19 protein-coding genes are annotated in these 25,022 nt (G+C 54.2%); 12 read left to right on the forward strand and 7 right to left on the reverse strand.

Features of this window, described 5'->3' with window-relative positions; genetic code table 11:
- Positions 1–635: 635 nt before the first annotated feature.
- Complete coding sequence (hrpA, locus tag RID21_RS19235; RefSeq protein ID WP_350191642.1) at positions 636–4,625, reverse strand: ATP-dependent RNA helicase HrpA; 3,990 nt, start codon at positions 4,623–4,625, stop codon at positions 636–638.
- A gap of 409 nt (positions 4,626–5,034) precedes the next feature.
- On the opposite strand from hrpA, the gene RID21_RS19240 reads away from it, so the two are divergent.
- Positions 5,035–5,571: an SMI1/KNR4 family protein gene (locus RID21_RS19240; RefSeq protein ID WP_350191644.1), complete on the forward strand. Its 537-nt coding sequence runs from the start codon at positions 5,035–5,037 to the stop codon at positions 5,569–5,571.
- 237 nt (positions 5,572–5,808) lie between these two features.
- A complete protein-coding gene (locus RID21_RS19245) occupies positions 5,809–6,726 on the forward strand; it encodes a DUF1559 domain-containing protein (protein WP_350191646.1) in 918 nt (305 codons plus the stop codon).
- 119 nt (positions 6,727–6,845) lie between these two features.
- On the opposite strand, the gene RID21_RS19250 is transcribed toward RID21_RS19245, so the two are convergent.
- Both RID21_RS19250 and RID21_RS19255 read right to left on the reverse strand, forming a co-directional pair.
- Positions 6,846–7,274, reverse strand: coding sequence for a peptidase associated/transthyretin-like domain-containing protein (locus RID21_RS19250; protein ID WP_350191648.1), 429 nt, complete (start codon positions 7,272–7,274; stop codon positions 6,846–6,848).
- Positions 7,275–7,433: 159 nt separating this feature from the next.
- Positions 7,434–8,390 carry an alpha/beta hydrolase fold domain-containing protein gene (locus RID21_RS19255; protein ID WP_350191650.1) on the reverse strand — a complete coding sequence of 319 codons (957 nt, stop codon included), beginning with the start codon at positions 8,388–8,390 and terminating at the stop codon, positions 7,434–7,436.
- Positions 8,391–8,937: 547 nt separating this feature from the next.
- On the opposite strand from RID21_RS19255, the gene RID21_RS19260 reads away from it, so the two are divergent.
- Both RID21_RS19260 and RID21_RS19265 read left to right on the forward strand, forming a co-directional pair.
- Complete coding sequence (locus RID21_RS19260; protein ID WP_350191652.1) at positions 8,938–9,873, forward strand: DUF1559 domain-containing protein; 936 nt, start codon at positions 8,938–8,940, stop codon at positions 9,871–9,873.
- A gap of 64 nt (positions 9,874–9,937) precedes the next feature.
- Positions 9,938–10,381 carry a hypothetical protein gene (locus RID21_RS19265; RefSeq protein ID WP_350191654.1) on the forward strand — a complete coding sequence of 148 codons (444 nt, stop codon included), beginning with the start codon at positions 9,938–9,940 and terminating at the stop codon, positions 10,379–10,381.
- Positions 10,382–10,560: 179 nt separating this feature from the next.
- Here RID21_RS19265 and RID21_RS19270 read toward each other — a convergent pair whose 3' ends face one another.
- Positions 10,561–11,136 carry a DUF456 domain-containing protein gene (locus RID21_RS19270; protein ID WP_350191656.1) on the reverse strand — a complete coding sequence of 192 codons (576 nt, stop codon included), beginning with the start codon at positions 11,134–11,136 and terminating at the stop codon, positions 10,561–10,563.
- 427 nt (positions 11,137–11,563) lie between these two features.
- Between RID21_RS19270 and RID21_RS19275 the strand changes: the two genes are divergently transcribed.
- The 6 genes from RID21_RS19275 to RID21_RS19300 all read left to right on the forward strand — a co-directional run bounded on the left by RID21_RS19275 (position 11,564) and on the right by RID21_RS19300 (position 19,597).
- On the forward strand, positions 11,564–13,480 hold the full coding sequence (locus RID21_RS19275; protein ID WP_350191658.1) for a vWA domain-containing protein: 1,917 nt from the start codon (positions 11,564–11,566) through the stop codon (positions 13,478–13,480).
- A 194-nt stretch (positions 13,481–13,674) separates the two neighbouring features.
- Positions 13,675–15,549: a vWA domain-containing protein gene (locus tag RID21_RS19280; protein ID WP_350191660.1), complete on the forward strand. Its 1,875-nt coding sequence runs from the start codon at positions 13,675–13,677 to the stop codon at positions 15,547–15,549.
- Positions 15,550–15,716: 167 nt separating this feature from the next.
- The gene (locus RID21_RS19285) at positions 15,717–16,376 is read left to right on the forward strand and encodes a 3-keto-disaccharide hydrolase (protein ID WP_145192050.1); all 660 of its coding nucleotides are present in this window, start codon (positions 15,717–15,719) and stop codon (positions 16,374–16,376) included.
- 95 nt (positions 16,377–16,471) lie between these two features.
- Positions 16,472–17,308 carry a sugar phosphate isomerase/epimerase family protein gene (locus RID21_RS19290; protein ID WP_350191662.1) on the forward strand — a complete coding sequence of 279 codons (837 nt, stop codon included), beginning with the start codon at positions 16,472–16,474 and terminating at the stop codon, positions 17,306–17,308.
- Positions 17,309–17,563: 255 nt separating this feature from the next.
- Positions 17,564–19,201, forward strand: coding sequence for a HEAT repeat domain-containing protein (locus RID21_RS19295; RefSeq protein ID WP_350191664.1), 1,638 nt, complete (start codon positions 17,564–17,566; stop codon positions 19,199–19,201).
- A gap of 3 nt (positions 19,202–19,204) precedes the next feature.
- On the forward strand, positions 19,205–19,597 hold the full coding sequence (locus tag RID21_RS19300) for a hypothetical protein (RefSeq protein ID WP_350191666.1): 393 nt from the start codon (positions 19,205–19,207) through the stop codon (positions 19,595–19,597).
- On the opposite strand, the gene RID21_RS19305 is transcribed toward RID21_RS19300, so the two are convergent.
- Complete coding sequence (locus tag RID21_RS19305) at positions 19,575–20,681, reverse strand: class I SAM-dependent methyltransferase (protein ID WP_350191668.1); 1,107 nt, start codon at positions 20,679–20,681, stop codon at positions 19,575–19,577. The genes RID21_RS19300 and RID21_RS19305 overlap by 23 nt on opposite strands.
- A gap of 381 nt (positions 20,682–21,062) precedes the next feature.
- Between RID21_RS19305 and RID21_RS19310 the strand changes: the two genes are divergently transcribed.
- Positions 21,063–22,634, forward strand: a complete 1,572-nt coding sequence (locus RID21_RS19310; protein WP_350191670.1) for a hypothetical protein — start codon at positions 21,063–21,065, stop codon at positions 22,632–22,634.
- A 286-nt stretch (positions 22,635–22,920) separates the two neighbouring features.
- Here the strand turns inward: RID21_RS19310 and RID21_RS19315 are convergent, their stop codons facing one another.
- Positions 22,921–23,244 (reverse strand): ABC transporter, encoded by a 324-nt coding sequence (locus RID21_RS19315; protein ID WP_350191672.1) that lies wholly within the window; start codon positions 23,242–23,244, stop codon positions 22,921–22,923.
- A 262-nt stretch (positions 23,245–23,506) separates the two neighbouring features.
- On the opposite strand from RID21_RS19315, the gene RID21_RS19320 reads away from it, so the two are divergent.
- On the forward strand, positions 23,507–24,019 hold the full coding sequence (locus RID21_RS19320; RefSeq protein WP_350191674.1) for a hypothetical protein: 513 nt from the start codon (positions 23,507–23,509) through the stop codon (positions 24,017–24,019).
- On the opposite strand, the gene RID21_RS19325 is transcribed toward RID21_RS19320, so the two are convergent.
- Entirely contained in the window at positions 24,016–24,942 is a 927-nt protein-coding gene (locus tag RID21_RS19325) for a hypothetical protein (protein WP_350191676.1), read from the reverse strand. The genes RID21_RS19320 and RID21_RS19325 overlap by 4 nt on opposite strands.
- Positions 24,943–25,022: the final 80 nt, after the last annotated feature.

The raw sequence follows: 25,022 nt of genomic DNA on the forward strand, positions 1-25,022 counted from the left end.
ACGAATCGGTCTTTAAGACCAGGGGCAGACACGATCTGACACTCGCCACCAATGCTTCCCGCCTTTAAAGGCGGGAAGCATTGGCTTTATCTGCCTATCAAATCAAAGAACTGCAGACAGTCAAGAGTAGATACAAGGGGCTGGCCTGTGTGCCTGCCCGCCTGGCGGTGATCTAAGCGTGTCAACTTCCGAGGAATCACATTGTGGCCGAGGGACTGCTGTTCCTTTTGTTCTCAGCACTCCAACAACAGAAAAGCCAACTTAGCCGCAGTGCGTTAACCCCGGTTGAAACAACTTTGGTCTGGAGCATTCGAATTAAGAAACACTGCTTGGAACCGTACCGCTCAGAAAATAACAGACAGACCACTCACACCGTCCGTCACCAGCGAATTATAAGCAACGGCACTCAGAACCACGCAGATGAAAAGAATGCAGTAGTGAAGATAAGCAGTGTGCAAAGACAACCGATTACTGAATCAATGGGTAAGCCCGAATGTAATTCGGGCCGAGCGCAGCGAGCAGGAAACAGTCAGTTCAAACCTTCGATTCAGCAACCGCGATCCCACCACAAATCAGCATCGAACCAGATCACCTGTTTCGTGTGTTTCGTGTCTTTCGCGGTAGCAAATCCGCAATCAATCCCGCACCAGCGACCACTGCTGATCCAGAATCTTCGGCGACACCTTCAGCGCCGTCCCCAGTTTCTGGGCGAACAGCGACACGCGGAATTCTTCCAGCAGCCAGCGGAACTTGATCAGTTGCGGATCAATAATCTCCCGCTCATGATGCTGTCGAGCCCGCTGGGCGTACATTTCAATGTACCGCGAAATGCTGCGAATATTCGCGATGTCCCGCTGCAGTCCGCTCCCCCCGAGTTTACTCAGCCGCATTTCAATACCCTGCAGATAACGGGGAATCTGTTGCAGCCAAGGGTAGGGCGTATTCACCAGGAAGCGGGCGTTGATCAGGGCATTCAACTGCGCCCGCATGTCGGCCAGCGGTTCATTCCAGGCGGGAACCTTGGTCTTATCCAGCGTGATCTTGATTTTGTGATACTGCTCAAACAGTGTCGGCAACAGTGCCGCCAGATCCTGTGCGGCAACCGGAATCTGGTTCCGCCATTCCTTGATCAACTGACGATACTCGGCCTCGGACCGCGGCTGTCGTTCTTTCTGTCCGCACAGCACCCGCTCCGCCAGCAGCTCGACCAGTTGCTCCCGCAGATTGATCCCGCCGATCCCCGCGGCATACAGTGAGATCCGTTCCAGGCCCGGGATGTTTTCCACCTGTGATTTCAATCGTCGATGTTCGGCCAGCACAAACAGCCGCCGCAATCCGAACCGCGTCTCATAGGCGGCCCGCTCCGGCGCATCCCGCAGGCAGAGCATCACCGACTTCCCTTCATCCACCAGACTTGGAAATCCGGTGAGCGACAGATTATCGTGATCGATCTGCACCTCGGCTGGAAAATCGCCGAACGACCAGTCGGTCAACCCGCTCTGGCTCCAGTGGTCATCTGAGAGTGCCGAGAAACTGCTGGCCGCTTTCGAACCGTATTCCTGTCGCAACTGCGTCAGGTTCCGGTTGACGGCGATCGCATCGCCCCCCTGGTCCAGCACGCGGATATTCATCTGCAGATGTTGGGGCAGCCGTTCGGTTTCAAACATCTCTTTCGTGATCCGCTCTCCCGAAATCTGGGACAGCAGCGTCGCGACTTTCTCTTCAAACGAACCCTTGCCGAACTCCAGCTGCTTCACGACCTGCTTCGCCGTCTCCGGTGCCGGCACCAGCATCCGCCGGACCGACTTGGGCAGCGCCTTGATCATCGCCGCCACCTTTTCTTCCAGCAGCCCCGGAACCAGCCAGCCCAGTCGCTGCGGGGAAAGCTGATTGAGACTCTCCTGCGGAATCGAAATGGTCACACCGTCTTCCGCGGCTCCCGGCTCCAGGTGATACTCCAGCGGAAACTGCATCTTCCCCATCTTGAGTGCGTTCGGGAATTCGGTCTCGTCGACCTCCTCCGCCTGTGCGTCGAAGAAGTCCTCCAGCCGCATGTTGAGCAGTGTCGGCGTCTTGCGTTTGGCGACCTTCCACCACTTCTTCAGGCTTACGCCGTCATAGACGTCTTCCGGAATCCGAGCATCGTAAAACGCGAACAGCTGCTCCTGCGAAGGGATCAGGTCGTATCGCCGCGACTTTGCCTGCTGCTGTTCCAGGTCGCTCATAAACTTCTGATTGTGCGCCAGGAAGTCGACGTTGAGCGTAATATCTCCCTCGACCAGACCATACTGCAGCATCAGGGTTCGTGACTGTTCGGGATCGATCTTGCCGTAATGCACCGCACGTCCCGGCACGATGGTCAGACCAAACAGCGTCACTTTTTCCGTGGCCATCGCGGACGCCGCATCCCCGTTCCAGCGGGGATCGCTCCAGGTCTTTTTCACCAGGTGCGGTGCCGCGGGCTCAATCCAGTTTGGCGAAATCTTCGCAACCGTGCGGGCATACCGCTTACTCGTTTCGATCAGCTCCGCCGAGATGACCCACTTCGGCTTCTTCTCAAAAATCCCCGACCCGGGCCAGAGGAAATACTTCTGCCCGCCGGAGCCCGTGTACTCGTGCGTGTCCGACCGCATGGCAATGTTCGACAACAGGCCCGGCAGCAGGGCCCGGTGAATCGCCGCCGAGTCGTCTTTCCGCGGATGCGGTTTGAGCCCCGTCTCTTCGACCAGTTGACGCAGCTGCCGAAAGATGTCCGCCCATTCCCGCAGCCGATTGTACGACAGGAAATTCTGCACACAGGCTCGCCGCAACCGGCTCTGCGACAGATCCTCTTTGAGCTTGTGATAAAAGTCCCACAGCTTGAGGAAGCTCAGAAAGTCCGAATCGGGATCGCGAAACTGTTCCTGGGCTTCGTCGGCCGCCTGTTGTTTATCGATCGGCCGCTCGCGTGGATCCTGCAGTTCCAGGGCCGACGCAATCACCAGAATCTCATGCAGACAGTTTTCATCATGAGCCGCCAGAATCATTCGCGCAATTCGCGGGTCGACCGGCAGTCGACTGATCTGCCGTCCGATGTCGGTCAGCCGGTTCTGTTCGTCTATCGCCCCCAGTTCAAACAGCGTGTTGTAACCGTCGCGAATCGCCGCCGGCTTCGGAGGATCGATAAACGGAAAGTCTTCAATCGCTCCCAGCTTCATATTCAGTGTCTGCAGAATGACGGAAGCCAGGTTGGTCCGTTGAATTTCCGGAGACGTGAATTCATCGCGGCTGTTGAAGTCCGCTTCGCTGTAAAGCCGGATACAGATCCCCGGCGCGACACGACCACAACGACCGGCCCGCTGATTGGCAGACGCCTGCGACACCGCTTCGATTGGCAGCCTTTGCACCTGCGACCGACTCGAATACCGGCTGATGCGGGCCAGCCCCGTATCAACCACGTAGCGAATGCCCGGCACTGTGATCGACGATTCGGCCACGTTCGTCGCAATCACAATCCGGCGATACGTTGACGGGCGAAAGACCTTGTTCTGTTCCGCCGTCGAGAGTCGCCCGTAGAGGGGCACAATCTCCGTCTGTCTTCCGCCGTCATCACCGATGATCGAGCGACCTCGCAACAGCTTCGCCGTCTCGCGGATATCCCACTCGGTCGCCACAAAGATCAGGATGTCGCCGTCATCAATCGCCGCCAGTTCATTCACCGCGTCCGCCAGCTGCGACTGTTCGTCGCGGTTACTGTTTTTCCCTTTGCCCTGTCCCTTATCGTCCGACTCCGCATCAAAGGGCCGATAGCGAATCTCCACCGGATACGTTCGCCCCGAGACATTCAGAATCGGCGCTGGCCCTGTGCTTGATGCAAAGTGCTCGCTGAAACGTTCGGCGTCGATGGTGGCCGATGTGATGATCACCCGCAGATCAGGCCGCTGCGCGAGCAGGCGTTTGAGGTAGCCCAGAAGAAAGTCGATATTCAGCGAGCGTTCGTGTGCTTCGTCGACGATGATCGTGTCGTACTGATTCAGAAAACGGTCGTTCTGCGTTTCGGCCAGCAGAATCCCGTCGGTCATCAGCTTAATGTAAGTGTTCGGGTTCGTCGTGTCGGTGAAGCGGATTTTAAAACCGCAGGCGGTTCCCTGTTCCCGTCCCAGCTCTTCAGAGATGCGGGCCGCCACCGAACGGGCGGCAATTCGTCGTGGCTGGGTGTGACCGATAATGCCATTGATTCCCCGTCCCATCGACAGCAGCAGCTTGGGTAACTGCGTCGATTTCCCCGAGCCGGTCTCCCCGCAGATAATCACCACCTGGTTGTCGGCGATCGTCTGTTTGATGTGATCCAGTTCGTCATGGATCGGCAGACTGCCGTCAAACTTGATCTCGGGTCGCAGCTTGAGCCGCTCCTCCCTTCGGGCCAGCGACTTCTTGAGTTCTTCCTGCAGCCGCTGCAGATTCCTGTCGAACGGCTTTTTGTTCTTCTTCGCCTGCCGGATCGACCGCAGCCGTTGTGAAAACCGAAACTGATCTACAACCATCGCCTGCGAGATCAGCCCGGGCAGCTCTTTCAGCGCAGCATTCAGATCTTCACTGGCAGCACCAGCGTCAGCAGCAGTTGAATTTGAATCACCACGGGACATCACACATCAACAGACAAAACAGGGAAACGCACAATAGTAAGCAGAAGGACCCGCATTATGCAGCGAAAGTTCGGCAGCGCGAAGGGTTTCCACCGGGAATTGTAGGAATCCGTGGGGAACGGTGATGTTTTAGAACCACGAAATGCACAAAAAACACGAAAAGCCAGTGACAGGAAACAGCTCAGAGGGTGGTCTCGGATACAATCTGAGATTGTCGCAGGCAACGGGAGGTCGCAGAGAAATTAAACGAAATCGATTCATCAATCCTCACCAGCACCAGCTGTAGGGGCCACCCTGTGTGGTGGCCCGCCGGGAGAGAAGCAAAGCTGCTTCCTCTCTGAATGGAGCCAGATTACAATATTCAAATGTTCTCGATTCGTATCGACTCACAAGCGCAAAGGTCAGCTACATGGCACTCAGCGAACTGTTAAAAATTGTCACACCCCCGGACAAGCCAAAAGAAGTGCCTGCGAAACCGAACTGGGCCGCCGTCGAAAAGAAGCTCGGCCTGCAACTGCCCGATGATTACAAACGCTACGTCGCGAAGTTCGGCAGTGGTGTCCTGGGTGATTTCGTACACGTTTATAATCCCTTTTCCCGAGACGAATATACGTGTTTGCAGAAACGGGTTGAGAAAGTATGTGGGATGCAAAGACACTTTCGGGAGACTGAGGATCATCCTGTTCCCTATGACATCTACCCTGAGTCACCAGGTTTGTTACCTTGGGGACAGGATGACAATGGAAATTACCTCTTCTGGTTAACCCGCGGCGCCCGCAACAAGTGGCCGGTTGTGGTCTGTGCCGGTCGCGACAATCGTTGTCAACTCTTCGAAATGGGCATGACCGCCTTCCTGGGCCGCACCTTTACCGGCGAAGTCAAATGCAAAATCTGGCCGAAACCATTCGCGGTAAAGTCACGCCGCGGCAAGTTTGAAGCATATTGAAGTGTCTCTTCAGCCCCATACATTCCATCAATTTCAAAGCAATCCTAACATATCCAGCACGTGCCCTTCTGAATACCTGCCTGTAACTTCTTCCTTGCAATAGACCGATTTCACATATACCATATCACTGATGCAAGGTTGCTGAGAGTCCCACCTGATTTTCCTGCCTTCTAAGCTTCAATGTTGCTGTCGTAATGTTTCTCGCCCGTATTACTCCATTTAAAGTGGAACAGCGCTATGAGTCTATCTGCACCCACCGTCCGCAAACGCGGCTTCACCCTGATCGAACTGCTGGTGGTGATTGCCATCATCGCGATTCTGATTGCCCTCTTACTGCCCGCCGTCCAGCAGGCACGCGAAGCGGCCCGTCGCAGTCAGTGTAAAAACAATCTCAAGCAGATTGGCCTCGCGCTGCACAACTACAACGAAACACACCGCGTCTTCCCACCCGGATTCATTAACGATCACGGCTGGTTGTGCAACCTGTTTATCCTCCCTTTCATGGATCAGGCTCCGCTCTACAATAAAATCAGCCCCAACAGGCCCATGGATCTGACCAACACCACCGTACTCGCCGATGTGCGTACGGTTCTGCCCGCCTACCTCTGCCCGTCCAGTGCCGATCCCAACCCGGCTCAGAACGCAGACAACAGAGTGAGTGGCGTGGCCATCGGTCTGTCCAACTACCTCGGCTTCAATGGCAACGGTGACTATCGTTGTAACTCCTCCGCGAAGCCGAACGGTATGTTCTATCACAACAGTCAAACCCGGATCCGCGACATTACCGACGGTCTCTCCAACACGTTTGCCTTCACAGAAAGAACCACCGTGAACGACGCTGCCGGCACGAACCACATCGGTTCGATCTGGGCAGGAGTCACTCCCTGTGCTTCGACACCGAATAATTTCGAAAACATTCGTTACGGTCTGGTTCAGGCACGTGTCGGCTGGTCCATGATCAACGGCACCGGTTATCAGTTTGGTCCCAGCAGTCTGCATGAAGGCGGCGTGCATGTGCTCATGGCAGATGGCGCTGTTCGCTTCGCCAGCGAAAACATGGATGCTTCCAATAACCCAGGCACCATTTCTTCCGCAACCAGCACCTACTTCCGACTGGCCGTCATCAACGATGGTCAGGTCATCGGTGAATGGTAAGCCGAAGTAACTTTTGCTTCTGTGTGACATAAACAGAGCTCCCTGGTATTCAGACGCCAGGGAGCTCTTATCGTTTAACTTGTTTTGGAAACTGTTACAGGACAGTCTCAGTCCTCAACTCATTCCTTGTCCAGCTTAAAGGGGAAATCGTTTTCCCCGGGTTTGACTTCCACCGTCAGACTCGAGCTCTCATTGTACTTGGCAGGAATGACCTCTTTCACTTCGGTCGTGGTTCCATCCGGATTTTCGACGTAGCGTGCTGTCGAGATGCGAACCGTATGCTTGCCGATCTTGGCTCCCTTGGTCGTCGGGTTATAAGACAGTTCGAAGATCCCCTGGCTGTTTGTGATACCCGTCGAAGGACGCCCCGCTTCGGGAGCAAACGTCACGACCGCTCCCTCGATCGGTTCCCCTTCCATGACAACCAGTCCCTTTACCGATGCGGTATCAGGCTGATCCTCAGGTGTACCGGAACAACCTGCGAGTAGAGTACATACCGTAAAAACCAGTCCCGTGCAGCGTAACGATCGCGGAGATAAAAAGTACATTGTGTTCCTGTATCCAAAAGGGGCGCGCTTAAGAAACTTCAGCCGCGGCACAGACTCAAAACAATCTGTCCGCAGACTGCTGAAACAGGTTTCATTCTCAGGAATCGTCGCGCAAGTGTAAAGCCAGACGGAAATCTGTTTTCCCGGACGCAGGAAAGATCAGTTACCCGCTTTCTGCCGGGGAGCCTGCTTCACATGCTGATCGAGGAACTTCACGATGCGGTCGTTGGTCTCAGGAGTATTGAATTCCCGACCGCCGTGCCCGGCCCCCTCGACGACAATCAACTGCACGGGGACCTTCGCTTTTTTGAGCGCCGAGTCGAGTAACTGACTCTGATGCACGGGCACCAGCGGGTCTTTCGAGCCGTGAATGATCAGGAACGGCGGATCCTGTTTATCGATGTAAGTGATCGGGTTGGCCTGTGCGACTTTGTCTTTGTTCTCCAGCACCGGTCCGCCCAGCAGCAACGATTCCGGCGATCGGGGATCGTTGTGTTTGAAGCGGGCGTCGGGCAGAGCGTGGGCATCCATCTGCAGAAAATCAGTCGGTCCCCACATGTCGAGCACCGCCTGAACCTGGCTCGATTGATCCGCATGTTTGCCGACCGTCCCTTCCAACTGTTTGTCGCCCCCGCTGGTTCCCAACAGGGCAACCAGGTGACCACCGGCAGAAGAACCGCCTACGCCGATGCGGGTTGCGTCGTATCCGTACTCTTTCGCATGGGTTCTCAGCCAGCGGATGGCGGCTTTGCAGTCATGGATCTGCGCAGGGAATGTTGCCTCGCCGCTCAGGCGATAATTGATGCTCGCACAGGCATAACCGTTCTGCAGACCGAGGGGAACCAGAATCCCGCCCCGGCCTTTATCGCCACTTCGCCAGCCACCGCCGTGAATCCAGACGAGCAGGGGAGGCTGTTTGACGTCTTTCGGCAGATACAAATCAAGCAACAAAGGCTTCCCATCCACTTCCGCGTATTCCAGGTTCCGATGCACGTCCGCATGTTCGCGGACCCAGCGGGGTGCACCGCGGCGGGGTTGCTGGGCCAGAGCGGATTCGCTCAGGACGACGGTCAATGTAAGTAGAATCGCGATGAATGTCAGGCGGTCTCGGTGCATCTGGTTCTCCAGTGATTCATGGGACGTGAGTCCTGTCGCAGGCTCAAGTCAGTTCAGGTAGCGCAGTTCCCCATGAAACACGCTAGAGCTGCAACAGTTTCGCGTCAGCTGACGATTTAGAGTAGTCGTCCCGGCAATCTGAGATGCAGGTGTATTCGTAGTGTTTTTCTGTTTCTACTTAACAGTGGGGGCTATGCGTTATATGGGGTGTGTGTGGGGTAAGTGATCGCAAGCCGCGGTTTGCATACCTCACAAGCGGAGATGCATTAAGACAGTCAGAACGCAAATATCAATAAATAAACATGTTGCGATATGTGTGTTCGGTAAAAAACACCGTCAGAATGTCGGATTTTGAATAAATAAAGATTGAATTGTTAAAAAACGTTATTAATATCAGAGTAGATATCTTAATAATTCTTAATAAAGACAGCTGGAGTTCTTCCGGCTGATACGAATCACTTCCCCCGCTCAAGGGAATGTTGTCTCGTCGGCGATTTTAAAATCGTACTTATCTATTTTATTCTTCTACCCAACGCGAGAGAATTTCATGCAAGTATCCACAACCCGCAGGCGTGCTTTCACGCTCATTGAACTCCTGGTCGTCATCGCCATTATTGCGATTTTGATCGCCCTGTTACTGCCCGCCGTTCAGCAGGCCCGTGAGGCCGCCCGGCGATCCCAGTGTAAAAACAATATGAAACAGCTCGGACTGGCGTTTCATAACTATCACGACAACTTCACCATGTTCCCCACGGGGTACTTCCATAGCTCAGGTTATCTGACCGGCTGGGCTGCCCGTATTCTGCCTTATATCGATCAGGCGCCCCGCTACAACCAGATGACCTCGCTGGGAGAACTGACCCGCATCCAGCCCTATCGCTTCACAACGTCTCCTCACAACGGAGATACAAACCTGTTTACCGATCCGATTGCGGTCTTCTGCTGTCCCTCTTCGGAAATTGGTGAACGGGCTACCGACTACTCGACTGGCTGGGGTGGCAATCCTGGGAATGACGGCTCGCTGCACTACCGCGGCAATGGCGGTTCCGTTGATGTTGGCTTCGTTAACGGTTCCAATTCGAGTCGGCACTACGGAACTTCAGGGGTCCTCTATCCCGGTTGTAAAACCCGGATGCGCGACATCACCGACGGTACCACCAACACCTTCCTGCTCGGCGAACTGTCCAGCTACATTGGTTGGAGCGGTTCCAAGGGGGGCTGGGATGACATCGCACCCTGGACCTGGGCGACCTACTACTACGGCTCCGACGGTTACCTGATGATCGACACCAAGCTGATGCAGTATCCCATCGGTTCGGGAAGTCACAGTCAGTATGGTGTCGGCTGGCGCAGTCAGCACGTCGGCGGCGCGCATATGCTGCTCTGTGATGGCAGCGTCCGGTTCCTGTCTGAAAGCACCAGTCTGGATCTGTTGAAAGGCCTTTCCACCCGTGCCACCGGCGAAGTGATCGGCGAGTTTTAATCGCGCCGCTTTGCTGTTATCAGATTCAGAAACATTTATCAGACTCTACAGGAACAGGATATAAATGAACGCAACTTTTTCTTTAAAGCAATTTTCACTAGCCACACTCTGCCTGCTGCTGCTTGCGCAGGCAGGCTGCTCCGGCGGTTCAGATCAGCTGGAGACGGCAGAAGTGCACGGCAAAGTGACTTACAAAGGTGAGCCTCTCGAAATGGGAACCGTCACCTTTATTCCGGTTGGACCAGGCAAGTCCGCCACCGGCGAGATTCAGGAAGACGGCACCTACACCCTGACGACTTACAGTAAAGGGGATGGCGCCACCATCGGCAAGCACGGAGTCATGGTCATCTCGGAACGGGATACCTCCAATCTTCCGGCTGAATCGGCAGAGGCGAATGTGGATCTTTCACTGATCCCGGAAAAGTACAGCATGAGCCCCAAGACTTCCGGTCTCACCGCCGAAGTCAAAGAGGGCGGCAATGAAATCAATTTTGATCTGGAAGAGTAATCTATCAGACCGCAGTGACAGGCAATCGTTGTCCGGGCGCATGCGTCCCGATTCAGGCAATGGGTCGCTGCAGGTTCGACAGGATAGAAGTTGACAGTTCCAGAACAGATTGAAGGCGAGAGGCGATCTCTTTCTGCAGAGGGAGATCGCCTTTTTTATTTCCCTCGTGCGACAGCCATTCAGATCAGCGAGTCAATCGTCAGCATCACCAGGATCACGACACCGATCGCCAGCTTTCCCACTACGCCCAGCAGACGTCCCACAAACGCAGCCCGGCTGATCTCCATGCGGTCCACATCCAGGTTTCCTTTCCAGGCTTCACCCAGGTAAGCGCCCAGGTAAGCACCTGCAGCGCCCCCCAGAATCGCACCCACGACCGTTCCAACCGGTGGAAACACGGGAGTCGCCACCGTCGCGCCGATCACACTTAACAGAAACGTCCCCAGTAACGCCAGGATCATCGCCCGCCGACTGGCCCCTTTTTTCGCAGCCCCCGCTGAACTGCCCAGCGCTTCAACCAGTTCTCCCAGTCCCGCAAGTAGAATCGCGATCACCAGCACCGTCAGAGAAATTCCCTTCCCACTATCCTCAGGCATGAACAGGTAAAACAACGCTGAAAGAAAGACCATGATCCAGTTGCCCGGAATCAGAAACAGAATCGAGGCCCAGGCAGCGAAGTTCGCCAGGAACAGCAGCAGCGCCATCAGGTAATAAAACGTGAAGGGCAGCCACTCGGTGAACCAATCAAAGGACATAGGTGATACCAGATCTGAGTCAGAATAGTGTGTTTAACAGCCCCGGATTCATAAAACGGGAGTCACAGGGGGCACTCTTACAGTTCGTCAATCGGCTTAAATTATTGCAGAATGCAAAAATAAAGACGAATGCAAAGCCTGGTTTTGAGGTTAATCTGGTAGCACGTGATGGGTACGACGTGCAGGAGAGTGTACTTATGGATACATTTCTGTGCGGTCTGGAAGGGCAATGATTGTATTTGTCTCTCTTCAGGGGTAAAATCTGACATTTGACGCACCATTGATGGACGGATTTTCTTATAATCATCAATGTTAACTGATGTCAGTTGCGGGCTGCGGTATCCGTGCAGCCTGTAGGTGACAGTGTTTTCCGTGCAGACGTACAAAGCGCGTGCTTGAATTACAGTCTCATCCCAAGGAGCAGACCGTGAGTATTGCCAATTCCACGAGAGACGTTCATGTCGAAGAAATTGTCGACGTCGAACAACGCAGCTGGCTCAATATGAAAGAAGTTCCCGCCTGGTTTATCAGTCTCGGGGTCCACCTGCTGATTCTGTTTGTCCTGGCAAGCATCACCCGCATCACGTTGCTCGATTCGGAAAATGCGATTATTTCGTCCATCGAAGAACTGGACGACAACGTTTTCAAACTCGATCCCACCATTCAGGACGTCGTCGGTTCAGCCGGCGATACCGAGATTCTGGCCCCCTCCATGGCGGCTGCTCCTGTCTCAGCCAAAGAGCAACAGGAAGCACTCAAGGATCAGTTGGAAAACGATATCGAAACTCCCGAACCGGTCTTTGATGACAACCTGACTCAGCCCGCCCAGGAAGAACTGACGGCTGCCGTGGAAGTCACCGGTGAAACCGACCGTCCGGGCGGAGTGGCAGGTGCCATCGATCGTCTGACCCTCGAAATCGCTGCCGCGGTCAAAGAGAAAAAACTGCTGGTCGTCTGGCTGTTCGACGTTTCACCTTCAGTCAGTCAGCGTCGCAATGAAATCGCCGATCGTTTTGAAAACGTCTATAAACAGCTGGGCATTCTTGAAGCCGCCGAGAATGAAGCGTCACTCAAAACCGCTGTCGCCGCCTTTGGTGCGACGACCCAGTTCGTGACCAAAGATCCGGTCAGTGATGTCAAAGAAGTCGTTTCCCAGATCCGTTCGATCAAAGAAGATACCTCCGGTGATGAAAACGTCTTCGCCGCTGTGAACCAGGTCTCCAAACGCTGGTTGTCCTACAAACGCTCCAGCCGCCGCAACATGATGATCATCGTGGTGACCGATGAAGCGGGCACTGACGCCGTTCAGAACCTGGAAGAAACCATTCTACTCACCAAACGTAACGGCATTAAATGCTACGTCGTCGGGAACGCCTCTCCCTTTGGTCAACAGGAAGTGGTCATCCAGTTCCCTATCGAACCTGGTATTGAAGTTCCTGCCGTTCAGCAATCCGGACCGGAAACTGTATTGCCCGAGCGTATCAAACTGCCGTTCTGGGGTCAGTCCGATTACGACATTCGTCAGATCAGCTCAGGCTACGGTCCCTACGCACTGACACGTCTCTGTGCGGAAACCAACGGGATCTACTTCATCACCGAAGACACGACTCCCAACTTTGATGCAGCCGATATGCGGGACTACCATCCCGATTACATCTCCATTCGCGATTACGAGCGAATGCTCACACAAAACATGGCTAAGCAGGCGCTCGTCCGAACAGCCGCGGCAACTCGACTTTCTGACCGTCGACTGCCGCAGCCCACGCTGGAATTTCCTGCCAATACCGATAACGTTCTCAGGCAGGCGATTACTGAAGCCCAGAAGCCGGTCTCTCAGCTCAGCTACGGCTTGAATGAACTGCAGGTCATGCTGGAACAGGGGCTCAAAGATCGTAAGAAAATCACAGAACCCCGCTGGCGTGCCAACTACGATCTGGCCTTGGGCCGCGTCCTGGCCAACCAGGCACGTGCTCACGGATACAACACGATCCTCGCCGAAATGAAAAGCAATCCCAAGGTCTTCGAGAAAAAAGACAACAACGCCTGGAGACTGGTGGCCGCCAAAGACGCTCGTTCCAGCCCGACCGTACGCAAACTGGAAAAACAGGCCATGGAACTCCTGAACGGCGTGATTGACGAACATCCGGGAACTCCCTGGTCCTATCTGGCCGCCAAAGAACTGGAAAAACCGCTGGGCTGGAAGTGGCAGGAAATGAAGATGAACCTCGACAGCAGCGGTAACCGGGTCCGAACACCGAACCCACGTTTTGAAGAAGAACAGCGTAAGAAGAGAGAGGCGCTGAAGAAACGCGGTATTTCCGGAAACAAACCGCTGAAAATCTGATTTACCTAACTGACTATACCGACATTACTTGAGTTTTATACTGAGGCTCCTGAGATTGCAGGAGCCTCAGGTTTCTGACATATCATATCAACTGATTTTTCAAGACTCGTTTCTGCAACATCCAACGCCGAAACAAAGCAGGCACAACACTTTGAAAGCAGTTCGCTGAGAAAGTGCCGGGGGGATTATTACTGATGGCTCAAGCGCGAGACTATTCAGCCTTTTTTACGTCTTTGATCGTTCACGCTGTGATTCTGGTCGGCATGGGACTGATCCATCATCAGCTCACCGACAACCAGCCCGAGGTCGCCATCGAAACCATCTTCGATGATGAACGCGATCAGGCGGAGTTCGAACAGGTTCTGGAAACCAATCTCGAAGTCTCTGAAAACCTGAGTGTGACCTCCGGTGGCATGGTCTCGACGAACGTCGGCGCCTCAACGTCAACCGCGGTATCCTCTCAAAAAATTGAAACCTCTGAGAGTCTCAAAGAACCGGAAATTAAAATCAATGCCGGCGAAATCACAGCGCCCGGCGATGACATCCTGGGCGAAGACCTCGGCGTCGGTGAAGTCACCGGTGAAGTCGGTGCGGTCGTCGAAGGTTATGGCACCGCCATGAGCCGCATCTCCAAAGAACTGATCCGCATCATGCGGGAAGAGAAAATTCTGGTGGTCTGGCTCTTCGATGAATCGGGAAGTATGAAAGACGACCAGAAAGAAATTTCTGAGAACTTCAATAAGATCTACAGCGAACTCGGTATCGCCGCCAAACAGGAAAAGAAAACCCGCGAACGGGACCAGACCCTGCTGACGACCATTCTCAGCTACGGGGCCACCGTGCATGTGCATACCCCAAAACCGACCGTGGACGTCAAAGAAGTTCAGGATGCCATCGGCAAAATTCCCATTGATGAAACCGGTCTGGAAAACATGTGTCAGACGGTCGCGGCCACGATCGACAAATACAGTACCATGGCTCGTAAAACGGACCGCCGTCTCTGTATCGTCTGTGTGACCGACGAGTCCGGCGATGACGGGGCCGCCGTCGAAGAAGTCATTACCCGGGCCAAGCGGGCCAAGTCTCCCATTTACATTCTGGGACGCGAGTCAGTCTTCGGTTATCCCTACGCCCGTCAGCGCTGGCGCGATCCGGTTTACAATCTGGATCACTGGATTCAGATTAACCGGGGACCGGAAACCGCATTCCCCGAGTCTCTGCAATACGATGGTCTGCACGGTCGCTGGGATTCCTTCTCGGCCGGATTCGGACCTTACGAGCAGGTTCGCATCGCCCGTGAAACCGGCGGCATCTTCTTCGTACTGCCCGGCAAAGAACAGCGTCTGGCCGGTGCCGGCAGTAACCAGGAGCGGCAGTTCCGCTTCCAGGATATGAAAGAGTATCAGCCGCTGTTACTCTCACGTCGTGAATACGATGCTACCCGTTCAGCCAGCAAGTTCCGGTCTTCTATCTGGAAGGTGATCGTCACGCTCAATCCGCACCTGGATAAGCAGTTGAATATCAAGGAACTTTACTATCCACTGAAGAAGAAAGAATTTTACGAAACTGGCAGCAAGGAAGTTCCCAAGGCCATCCGCGCTATGGGCCTTCTGCAGAAAGCAGTCGACATTCTGGAAGACATCGAACCGCTGCGGGCTCAGGAAAAATCCTCCCGCTGGCGTGCTGCCTACGACCTGACACTGGCACAGTGTCTGGCCTACCGCGTTCGTCTGTTCCAGTACTGCCTGGCCATGGACTCGCATGCCAAAAACATGCCTGCTCCCAAGGATCAGAAGAGTAACACCTGGAATGTGCGACGTGGTAAAAAAATGCTGCCCCCCGATCCGGTACAGGTCAAACTCACCAAGGTCAGCCCGGAAGAACTGGATAAGCAGCTGAAAAAAGCGGAAGACCAGTATAAGCTGGTGATCAAAGAACATCCCGGTACCCCCTGGGCACAACGGGCACAATACGAGCTCAATCAGGGTTTCGGCATGTATTTCGAAGAACACTTCCGTGACCCGCGCTATGACAAAGTCGGCAAGGAAATCAAACTTCCCAAGCTGTAAGCAGGCTTGAATTACTAAAGATACTTTACACAGGCAGAGCACTTTTCGGAAAAATAGCCGGGAAGTGCTCTGTTTCCTTTTAACGGGTGCAACGCCTGCGTAGCATATAGAAACTGAGCAAAGAACTGTCTCCTATTTCTGATCCGCTTCCTGGAGTGATACCCACAATGAACAAATACCGCTCGCAGTCTTACTTCAATGTCTTCACCGGTCTGATGGCAGCCCTGGTGATCTCCTCCGTTCTGGGCAGCACGACTGCCTGCTCCGGTGATAACAACGCAGCTTCCTCTGATGGCTGGGTTGACCTCTTCAACGGCAAAGATCTCACCGGCTGGAAGATTGCAGAAGGGGGCCCTTTTGAAGTCAAAGATGGCGTGATCGTCGTCACCGGGAAGCGTTCGCATCTCTTCACCGAAGAAGAGTTCAAGAACTTTGAATTCAAAGCAGACGTCAAAACCACCCCGGGCAGCAACTCTGGTATCTTCTTCCACACCAAATTCCAGGAAGAAGGCTGGCCGACTCAGGGATACGAATCGCAGGTCAATGTGAGTCACAAAGACCCGGTCAAAACCGGCAGCCTCTACAACCGCGTCAAACTCTTCAAGACACCCGCCAAAGATAACGAATGGTGGACGCAGCACATTATCGTCAAAGGTCGTCACGTGATTGTCAAAATCAACGACGAAACCGTGATCGATTACACCGAACCCGAAGGGGCCACCGGATCACCCTCACTGGGAGACAAGGGAAGCTTTGCTCTCCAGGCACACGATCCCAAGAGCGTGGTTTACTACAAGAACATCAAGGTGAAGCCACTGGCTGACTGAACCTGATCGCGTTATATTGAAAGTCTGTTACCGGCCCTCGTTACATAACGAGGGCCGTTTGCATTCGACTGACATCCGCTGCGGAGAACTGAGACGTGAAACCGGGATTTAACACCAACGGTCTGGCCTTCCATCGCTGGGACGATGCCCTCCGCCTGATTGCCGAGACCGGTTATACCTCCGCCGCGATCACCGTCGATCATTACACGCTCAATCCGTTTGCTCCCGACCTCCCCCGGCAGATCGCAGCGACGCAGCAGCTGCTGCAGGAATGTCAGCTCTCCACGGTCATCGAAACCGGGGCCCGCTTCCTGCTGGATCCCCGCGTCAAACACGAGCCGACGCTCGTCAGTCCATCCCCGGAAGAGCGGGGCCGCCGCATCGACTTTCTCAAACGCTGTGTTGATCTGGCCGCAGCTCTGCAGTCCGACGCCGTCTCATTCTGGGCCGGTCAGTTGAAAGAAGACCTGCCCCGCGCTGAAGCACTCAACAGGTTAGCTGCCGGCTGTCAGGAGGTCATCGACTACGCTGCTGACAAAGAAGTGCGTCTGGCATTCGAACCGGAGCCGGGCATGCTCATCGAGACACTCGCTGATTTCGAGGAATTGCTCACCCTGGTCGATCATCCCTGTTTCGGACTGACCGTCGACATCGGTCATCTGCAATGCATGGGGGAGCTGCCCATCAGCGAATATCTCAAACCCTGGCGTGAGCGCATCTTTAACATCCACATCGAAGATATGCGACAGGGCGAGCACGATCACCTCCGCTTCGGAGAAGGGGAGATCGACTTCGACGACGTATTCGCCGGCCTCAGACAGATTGACTATCAGGGAGGACTGCACGTCGAACTCAGCCGACACAGTCACATGGCCCCCGATGTCCTGCGCGAGTCTTTTGCCTTCCTCCAGCAGCATCTGCAGACGGGTTGACAGATCGACACCCTTTTCTGTGTCGCTGCCTTTTTTTTGAGGCCTTCCTGCCGCAAGTGTAACGGTTATGCCGCATAGCAGGGTTAAAACACTCTGGTTACAGCGGACCGCCTCTGATTCTCGATATTAAAAGATAGCGGGCAGGAAATGCGCAGTTGCTGCGCCGGTGTCGGGCAGGGGACAAACCCCTGGCTCTTATTCCCGGGTTTGCGCTGCGTTGGCAGATCCAGGCACTTAATTTGATCTCAAGTCAGCATGGCCTCCTCAATTACCAAAACCTTTGACTTGTTGGCGCAGAGCAGAAATTCGCATGCGATCAACGCCTTGATCCTGGCACTCGACGTCGAAGACGAGTTGATCCAGGAACAGGCTGTCTTTGCGCTGCTCCAGCAGCAGAGTGCCCGCGGTCTGGTCGAAGTCATCCGGCGGTATGCCACCCACTCGCCCTCTGTCCGCAAGCTTTTGGAAACACATACCAAAGCCCTTGATGCCGCCATCCGTCAATGTCTGCTGCACGGCAACCGGGAACTGCAGTACTGTGGCCTGGAGTTCGTCCGCGTCAACCACGATTTCAGGCAGATCCCCGCGCTGATCGATCTGTTTGAAAACAAGCGGCTGGTCAATCATCAACCCGACCTGGCTACACAGACACTCCGCCACCTGATCGGTCTGTTGTACGAGCATTTTCTCGATCGCTCGGTCGACTCGGCTTACTCCCGCTCCTTCCTGAAGAATGCCAAAGAGATCCGCCGCGAGATCCTCGGTTCGCTGATGAAAGCCTCTGAACATCTCTCCGAGTTCGATCGGCCGGCAGAGATTATGGAAAGCCTGCTGATCCTCGGCAATGTCGATGACGCCGCCATTCGTAAGATTCTCTGGCACTCCGATCCGGAGACGCGACGGCTGGCAGAAGAAGTCCTCCACGAGAGTAAGCATGTCGGCGTGATGCAGCTTATCTGTGATTTCACTGGCGTAAGCTATCCCAACACGAAGGCTCTGGAAGCACTTGCGAGTCGCGAAGATCCCGAGTTCATCGCGCACCTGCTCCGCTGGCTGCCCGAACATCCCTCCGAACTGCAGCAGACCAACTTCCGGCAGATTGGCAAGATTGTCTGGCTCGAAGCCGATCACCAGGACTTCACTAAAATTCCCCCGGTATTACAGACCAGCGTCATTCGGTTGATCAGTCTGCTCGACCTGGATCTGCCGAGCAAGAAACAGGCACAGCGCTGGATGCTGCAGTATGGAACCCCCGCTGCCAAGGAAGCCGCGATTTCGATCCTCCGCAATCCCGACCGCGCTGAGGTTGCCGAAATGGTTCTGGAAAATCTCGATTCCGAAGATCCGGTGCAACAGGCCTGGGCGACCTGCCAGCTTCGCGCGCAGCACGTCCCGGATGCCATGAATCTGCTGGTCGAAAAAATCGACAGCCCCATCGAAGAAGTTCGGGAAGCCGCTCGCCGCGAGCTCGCAAGTTTCGACGTCGATTTCGTACTGGAGCACTTTGAAGAATTCAGTCCCCAGGTCTGTCCCTCTGTTGGTAAACTGTTGCTCAAACTCGATCCCCGTTGTCTGATCGATTTGAGTCGGGCCATGGCACATCCGTTGAAGAAACGCCGGATTCAGGCCGCCCGCTGTGCGCAGGTCTTAAAGTTACATGGAGAAGTGGTTCCCGCATTGCAAGCACTCACTGAAGATTCGGATGAACTGGTCCGCCGCACCAGCGCCGAGATCCTGGGCACGCTCTCCACCCCCGAAGCCCGACAGGCACTGCTCCACCTGGTCGGTGATGAGAACACACGCGTCCGCGAGGTCGCCATTAAAGCGCTGCGGGTTCCGGAAAAGTCTCAAGAAGTACCCGCTGACCAATCAGCAACCGAGAAGGGAGAGTAATCTATGTCCTCTGATTTCTTTCTGACCCTCGCCGGTCACACCGATGATGTTTCGCGTGCCTTTCGCAATCGCGGAGTCCTCCAGGAAAACTGGTTACTGATCACCGCGACGATTATCATCAGTTCCATCTGGCTCGGACTCTATCTCTGGGAAAACCTGCAGATCCAGCGGAGGGCCAGCGCCGATACTCCCCAGGGACTGTTCTACGATTTGTGTAAAACACACCGTTTGAGTCGCACGGATATTAACTACCTGCTTAAAGCCACGGATGAACACGCACACGAACAGCCCGCGCTGGTGTTTATCGATCCCGGCATCCTGCACCTGCATGCCTCGGATGGCGGGACCGATGCCCGCTATTACGAAGAGCTTTCTAAAAAGCTGTTTCAGCGCTAAGCTCCGTTTCCGCAGCCACATCTGGTCGCGCGATATAATACTCGTGCAGTACATCCTCGGGCAGCAGGCGGTATTCCAGCTTCCCCAGCCCTGCTGCTTCCAGACTCTCGCGCAACGCGTCTCTACCGCGTTCGTTAACCGCTGATGGACGTTCTGCTCCGGTCAGATTCCGCAGACTGCAGATGGATAACAGCAAAGCCGACAGCGGGTGCTGCAGATTTTCTTTCCGGCTGTGCGAACAGGCCAGTTCTCTCAACAGCAACGTACCATCAGGCCTGAGTGCCGTCTGGACGGCTTGCAGCATCTCTTCCCGTTCCTGCGGCGCCACGGTGACATCAAACACAGTGATCAGGTCGAAGGCATTGATCGCATGAATGGCTGTCAGCTCGCGTTCGATGAACGCGACATTTTCCAGACCCTGTGCTGCGGCACTTTCCCGTGCCTGTGCAATTAATTTGGCCGACGGATCATAGCCCACAAACCGACTCTCCGGAAACGCGGTTGCCAGTTCCTGTAACAGTCTCCCGTCGCCACAACCCAGATCCAGTACGTCCAGGCCCTCGCAGAGTTGCATGATCAACCCGGGAATCAAAGGCAGGATCTGCTGAAACAATTGATTCGTAAACGACGTCGTGCGCTCCGCGCTCTGTGCCTGCAGGATCCGTTCACGAGTTTCGTCTGTTAGTGGTGCTCCCGCGCGAAGACTCTCTGCCAGTTCGTTCTCCAGTTTCCCCAGTAGTGTCAACCAGCGCAGGCTCTCCTCGTATTGAGCGGAGCCGGTCAATACTTCCGCATGCTCTCGCGGCAGTCGGTATGTCTGAAAGATCGGATCGTATTCCACCAGCCCACCTCCCTGCATGGCCGTCAGCCAGTCGGCGACATAAGCTTCCTTGAGACCAGCTTCCGTTGCAATCTCACTGCTTGTGGCATGCTCCAGCAGACTCATGACTTTCCACAGTCCCGTTCGATACCCCAGCGCGACCAGCAGAGCCAGGCTCCCCTGGTTAATCTTGTTCTGGAGCTGGTTTTCAAAAGCGGCGGTCCGATCTTCAGAAATGATCAGTGTGGTATAGCTGGTTGTCATTCAAAGTCTCCCCTCAAAGAAAATGAATTTGTGTCCTCTACTGACTACCAGGCGCAAAACCGCAGCAGCTGTTACAGGATTTTTCAAAAAAAAGCTGAGACGGAAAAGGAGGGGAATACCTTATGGTCTGGCTTGCAGCTGTATCATTTGTAAATCCTTGAAGGAGAACAGGATATGATGTCTCCCGTTTTCTTTGGACATCTGTGTGAAAAAATCTTCAAACTCTGGGCGGACAACAACTGTTTTGCTGTGTACAATCAGTTAGTGAAATGAAGTGATTTGAGGGGACATTTTATTTGGGGCTCCTGTAAAGGAGCAGTTCAAAACGATGCTGGAACTTTCTGAGTCAGGATTCAGAAGCAGGCAGAGGGAGAGCGGGCTATGTTTCGACAATTGACTTTAGTATCAACGATCTTGGTGATTGCGCTGGCAGGGATCGGCTGTTTTCTGTTGAGTGCTGACTCAACACAAAACGCCGTCGCCGACAAACAGCAGGACTCTCCTGCGCCCCCTCTCAAACTGCAGTCCGATCCTCGTGTGCTGGAACGGACCAGGAAACTCGAAGAGATCAATCGGATCCTCGCCAGCCGGGTCCCGCATATCACGGAAACCGCCGGTGCCTCGCATTCCCACGAAACAGAAACCTGGCAGGACCCTGCGCTGGAACGGATCTATCAGCAGATCCGCAACCAGAAACTGACAATCTGGTTTCCGCGTAATGATGAGCCATTTTCGATCTGGGTCGGCAATCCGCAGAAAACGGTAGACGGCAAGAAAGTCTTTAACCACACCGAAGCACTCACCAACGCGATTCCTCATATTAATCAACTCCCGTTCCCGGTTCGTATCTGGTTCTATGGAACCCGGGATCAATCCAATCCGGAACTGGGAGCCTGTGTCGAAACGCTGACAAAGATTGAAAAACTGCACGGCGTCAAATTTTCCTACTGTCGCATCAGCCAACGCGGGTACGAGGCACTTCACGATCTCCCCCAACTGACCGATCTGGAAATCCTGCATTCGCATCTCGATGATACAGCACTGAAGCACATTGCAGAACTCGCGCAGCTCCGTCGCCTGCACCTCAGTTTCGGCGATCAGAAGATGTCCACCATCGCTGCAGAGCAACTGCTCAATCTCTCCGAACTGGAAGACTTCAAACTGCAGATCCATCTGGAGCCCAAAGAAGTCGGACGCTTCTGGAAAAAACTGGCCGGCTGTGAATCGCTGGTCAAACTGGAAGTCGACTGCGGAAAAGTCAGCCAGGACATGATGTATCACTTCCTCACAAAAGGGGATCATCAGCGTCTGAAAAGCTGGACCATCCGGGAACGCATTCCCCGCCAGAAACTCGCCGACGCACTGGCCCTGGCCCCCAATCTGGAAGTGCTTAAAGTTCCCTCTGGCTCCCCGGAAGAGATGGAATATCTGCTTGAGCGTCTCGCAGTGCAGAATACGCAGCTCCGCTCGCTGACCATCGGGTGGGACACGGGAGAGCATCTCAAAGGCAAACAGGCCCGCAAAGCACTGCAACTGCTCTCTGCCTTTCCGAATCTGCAGCAGGTACACATTCCTGTCAGACTACCCGATATTGATGCACTCGAACCACTCACGCGACTCCACCAACTCGAATCTTTTTACTGTCGTAACCTGAACCTGCATCAGCGAACTCTGATTTACCTGGCCCGCATGCCCGCACTCAAGCAACTCTCTGTGCGAACTCTGTCATTCTCTGATGAATCAGCGCACCTGCTTCCCTGGCTCTCCCATGTAGAGACCCTCGAAATCGAATACCCGCAGTCACTGACCAATAAACGACTCACACTCCTGGCCACCATGCCCGAGTTACGCGAACTCAAATGGTGTGATATTGGTTCAGAACAATCCGCTGTACTCAGCGACGAGGTCAAAGCCCGGTATCCGTTTATCAAATACAGTGTCTGCGGTAAGTAGCAGCAGCCGATCCTGGTACCGGCGAGTCAACCACGCATTGAAGTTTCCCGGTTGCCCCGTCTACTCAGAAAAAACGGGAACCTGCGTCTTTACGGGGCGCACTCCGGAAGGAACTGCCTTGTACGTCCTCAACCTGACCGAACTGGGGCCGCCGTGCAGGCTGGAACCCAGACAGCAGGATCAGAAACTGCTCAGTCTGTCGATGTCACCCGACGGATGTTTCGTCCTGTTTTGTAGTGATCGACCAGTAGAGGAAGATTAAAATCAGTTTAAAAGCGTAACTCGCTCAGGCCTGAATTGACTTCACAGAAAATTCATGCAGCGATTCCGGCCAGATGGCGCGAAATGTATTATCAGTCACATTCCGATAGCCGGCACGCACGCGTTCCATCAGCGGATGTTTAATCTTTCCACGGATGCGGTTCAAGACGTTTTCCGGATCATCCACGGTCAGAAACAGATTCATCTGCGAGCTGCCGAAATCGTGTCCGTCCACGGTCGCTTTGCCATCTTCCTGAATTTGTTCAATCAGCACCGACTCCAGGTCTACCAGTGAATCATAGTCAGGAATTACAGTTCCCGTGAATTGCAGAACGAGTTGATACTTCATAAGAGAGCCCCCTGTTCAAAAGAAAGAAACGGCGGGTCACAGAACATTGGACCGATGTGCCTCACTGAATTGAGGCTTAAGACTGGTGTTAATATATTATAACGGTGAGACGACGAGTCTTCACACAAGGTTCGATGAATTTCCTGTGATTATCCCAAAGCGGATTTCTCTGTCAAAATAGGCAGTTCTATCCGCTTGAATCACAAGTATGATGACAACAACAGGTTCAGATGAAAATGATTTAATTCGGGAAGCTTACAAAATGCCCAGTCGGAACTCATTTTTTTATCATAAAAATCTGCTGGCCTGTTTTCTGGCCTGTCTGATTGCAGTTTCATCGCTCTTTTTTCTGGTTCCGCCGCCTCAACAGACAGAAATCGACTGGCAGGAATATTCCCTGCCACACATCCAGCGTGACATGGAACAGGGCAAAGTCATCCTGATCAGCGCCATGGCGAGTTGGGATCTGTCGTCTGCATATTTTGAGTACTTGTACTCACGCGATCCTGCCATGCTGCAGTTCCTGCGCACGCATCCGGTTGCCTGTTATCGCATTGATCTCGCCAGCCTCTCCGAGGAACAGTTCCAGGCCTGGCAGGGATATTATGATTCACTCTCTCCACTGGGCGTCGTGCTACTGGTACAAACGCCGGAGAATGATGCGGTGATGGAAACGATCAAAGTAGACGGCGATCAACTCTCTCCGCAGCATCTGATTTCACGTCTGGAAAAACTGCTCGCCCGCCGGAACACCAAAACAGGAGCCGGCGTCTAAAACGTGCGCTCCATCAGGTATTTCTTCCAGTTCTCTTTTTCCAGCCGCTTGAACTCGCCCTCGATGTCAGTCCCGGTATAAAACGTGAGAATACCGTAAACCCGTTTGATTTCTCCCGGCGGACAGTCAGGAAAAATCGGATCCGAGTGCAGGCAGGGACACTTCTGATTCCCCCACGCTTTAAAGCAGGGAGTCCACCCCATGATCACCCAGTGGTTGCCCTTGGCAGACCGGCAGGCAGCATACGGTGCGCGAAATACCTTGTTGTCATTGCTCTGTTGGGTGAAGCCGTCCATCATCTTCAGCATCGCACAGTTCTGCACTCGCAACTTGGAAAGAGGCTCATCGGTACCATTCTTCAACCACATCTCCATCAGCACCGCTTTCTGATGAGGTAAAACGATCGTTCCAAATTCAATGCCGTTGGGCAGTCGACGTCGCGCTGTCATGGATCCGTCTTGATGAACTGACCATTCCTGCGGGGGCAGTTCCTTGTTCTGCCGCGACCAGATGGTAGGCACATGCGTGTGCGCGAGGTACGTCAGACCCAGGTTCGACCAGATCGCTTCCGGGATATCCAGCACGACATAGCTGTCTGGATCCCACGGGGCAAACACGGAGATCTTCGTCTCTCGCTGGGGATTGATCGCCCCTTCCAGAAAACCGATCCGCGGATGCCGACCGCCCGGATACGGCTTCACCGTCAAGATATCCGCAGGCTTACGCTCCGGTGCGAGTCGCTCCTGCAGTTCAAACCGTTTCAGTGCCGACTTGATCTCCGGCTTCGAAAGCCCGGTCGCCTGCTGCATTTCATCCAGCGAATAATGATGATACAGCGACATGTTTTCCAGCCAGTATTTCAGCTCCTCATCCGTCGCCGGCTTCCGTGCATTCGGAAAAGTTTCCTCTGCACCGAGAGGCATAGCCAAACAGCAGCAGATCAAACTGAAAACAGCACCGCGACAAATCCACAACATCGGAGCACCTCGTGTTCTGCAGGATC

It is taken from the genome of Gimesia sp. (assembly GCF_040219335.1).
Taxonomy (GTDB): Bacteria; Planctomycetota; Planctomycetia; order Planctomycetales; family Planctomycetaceae; genus Gimesia.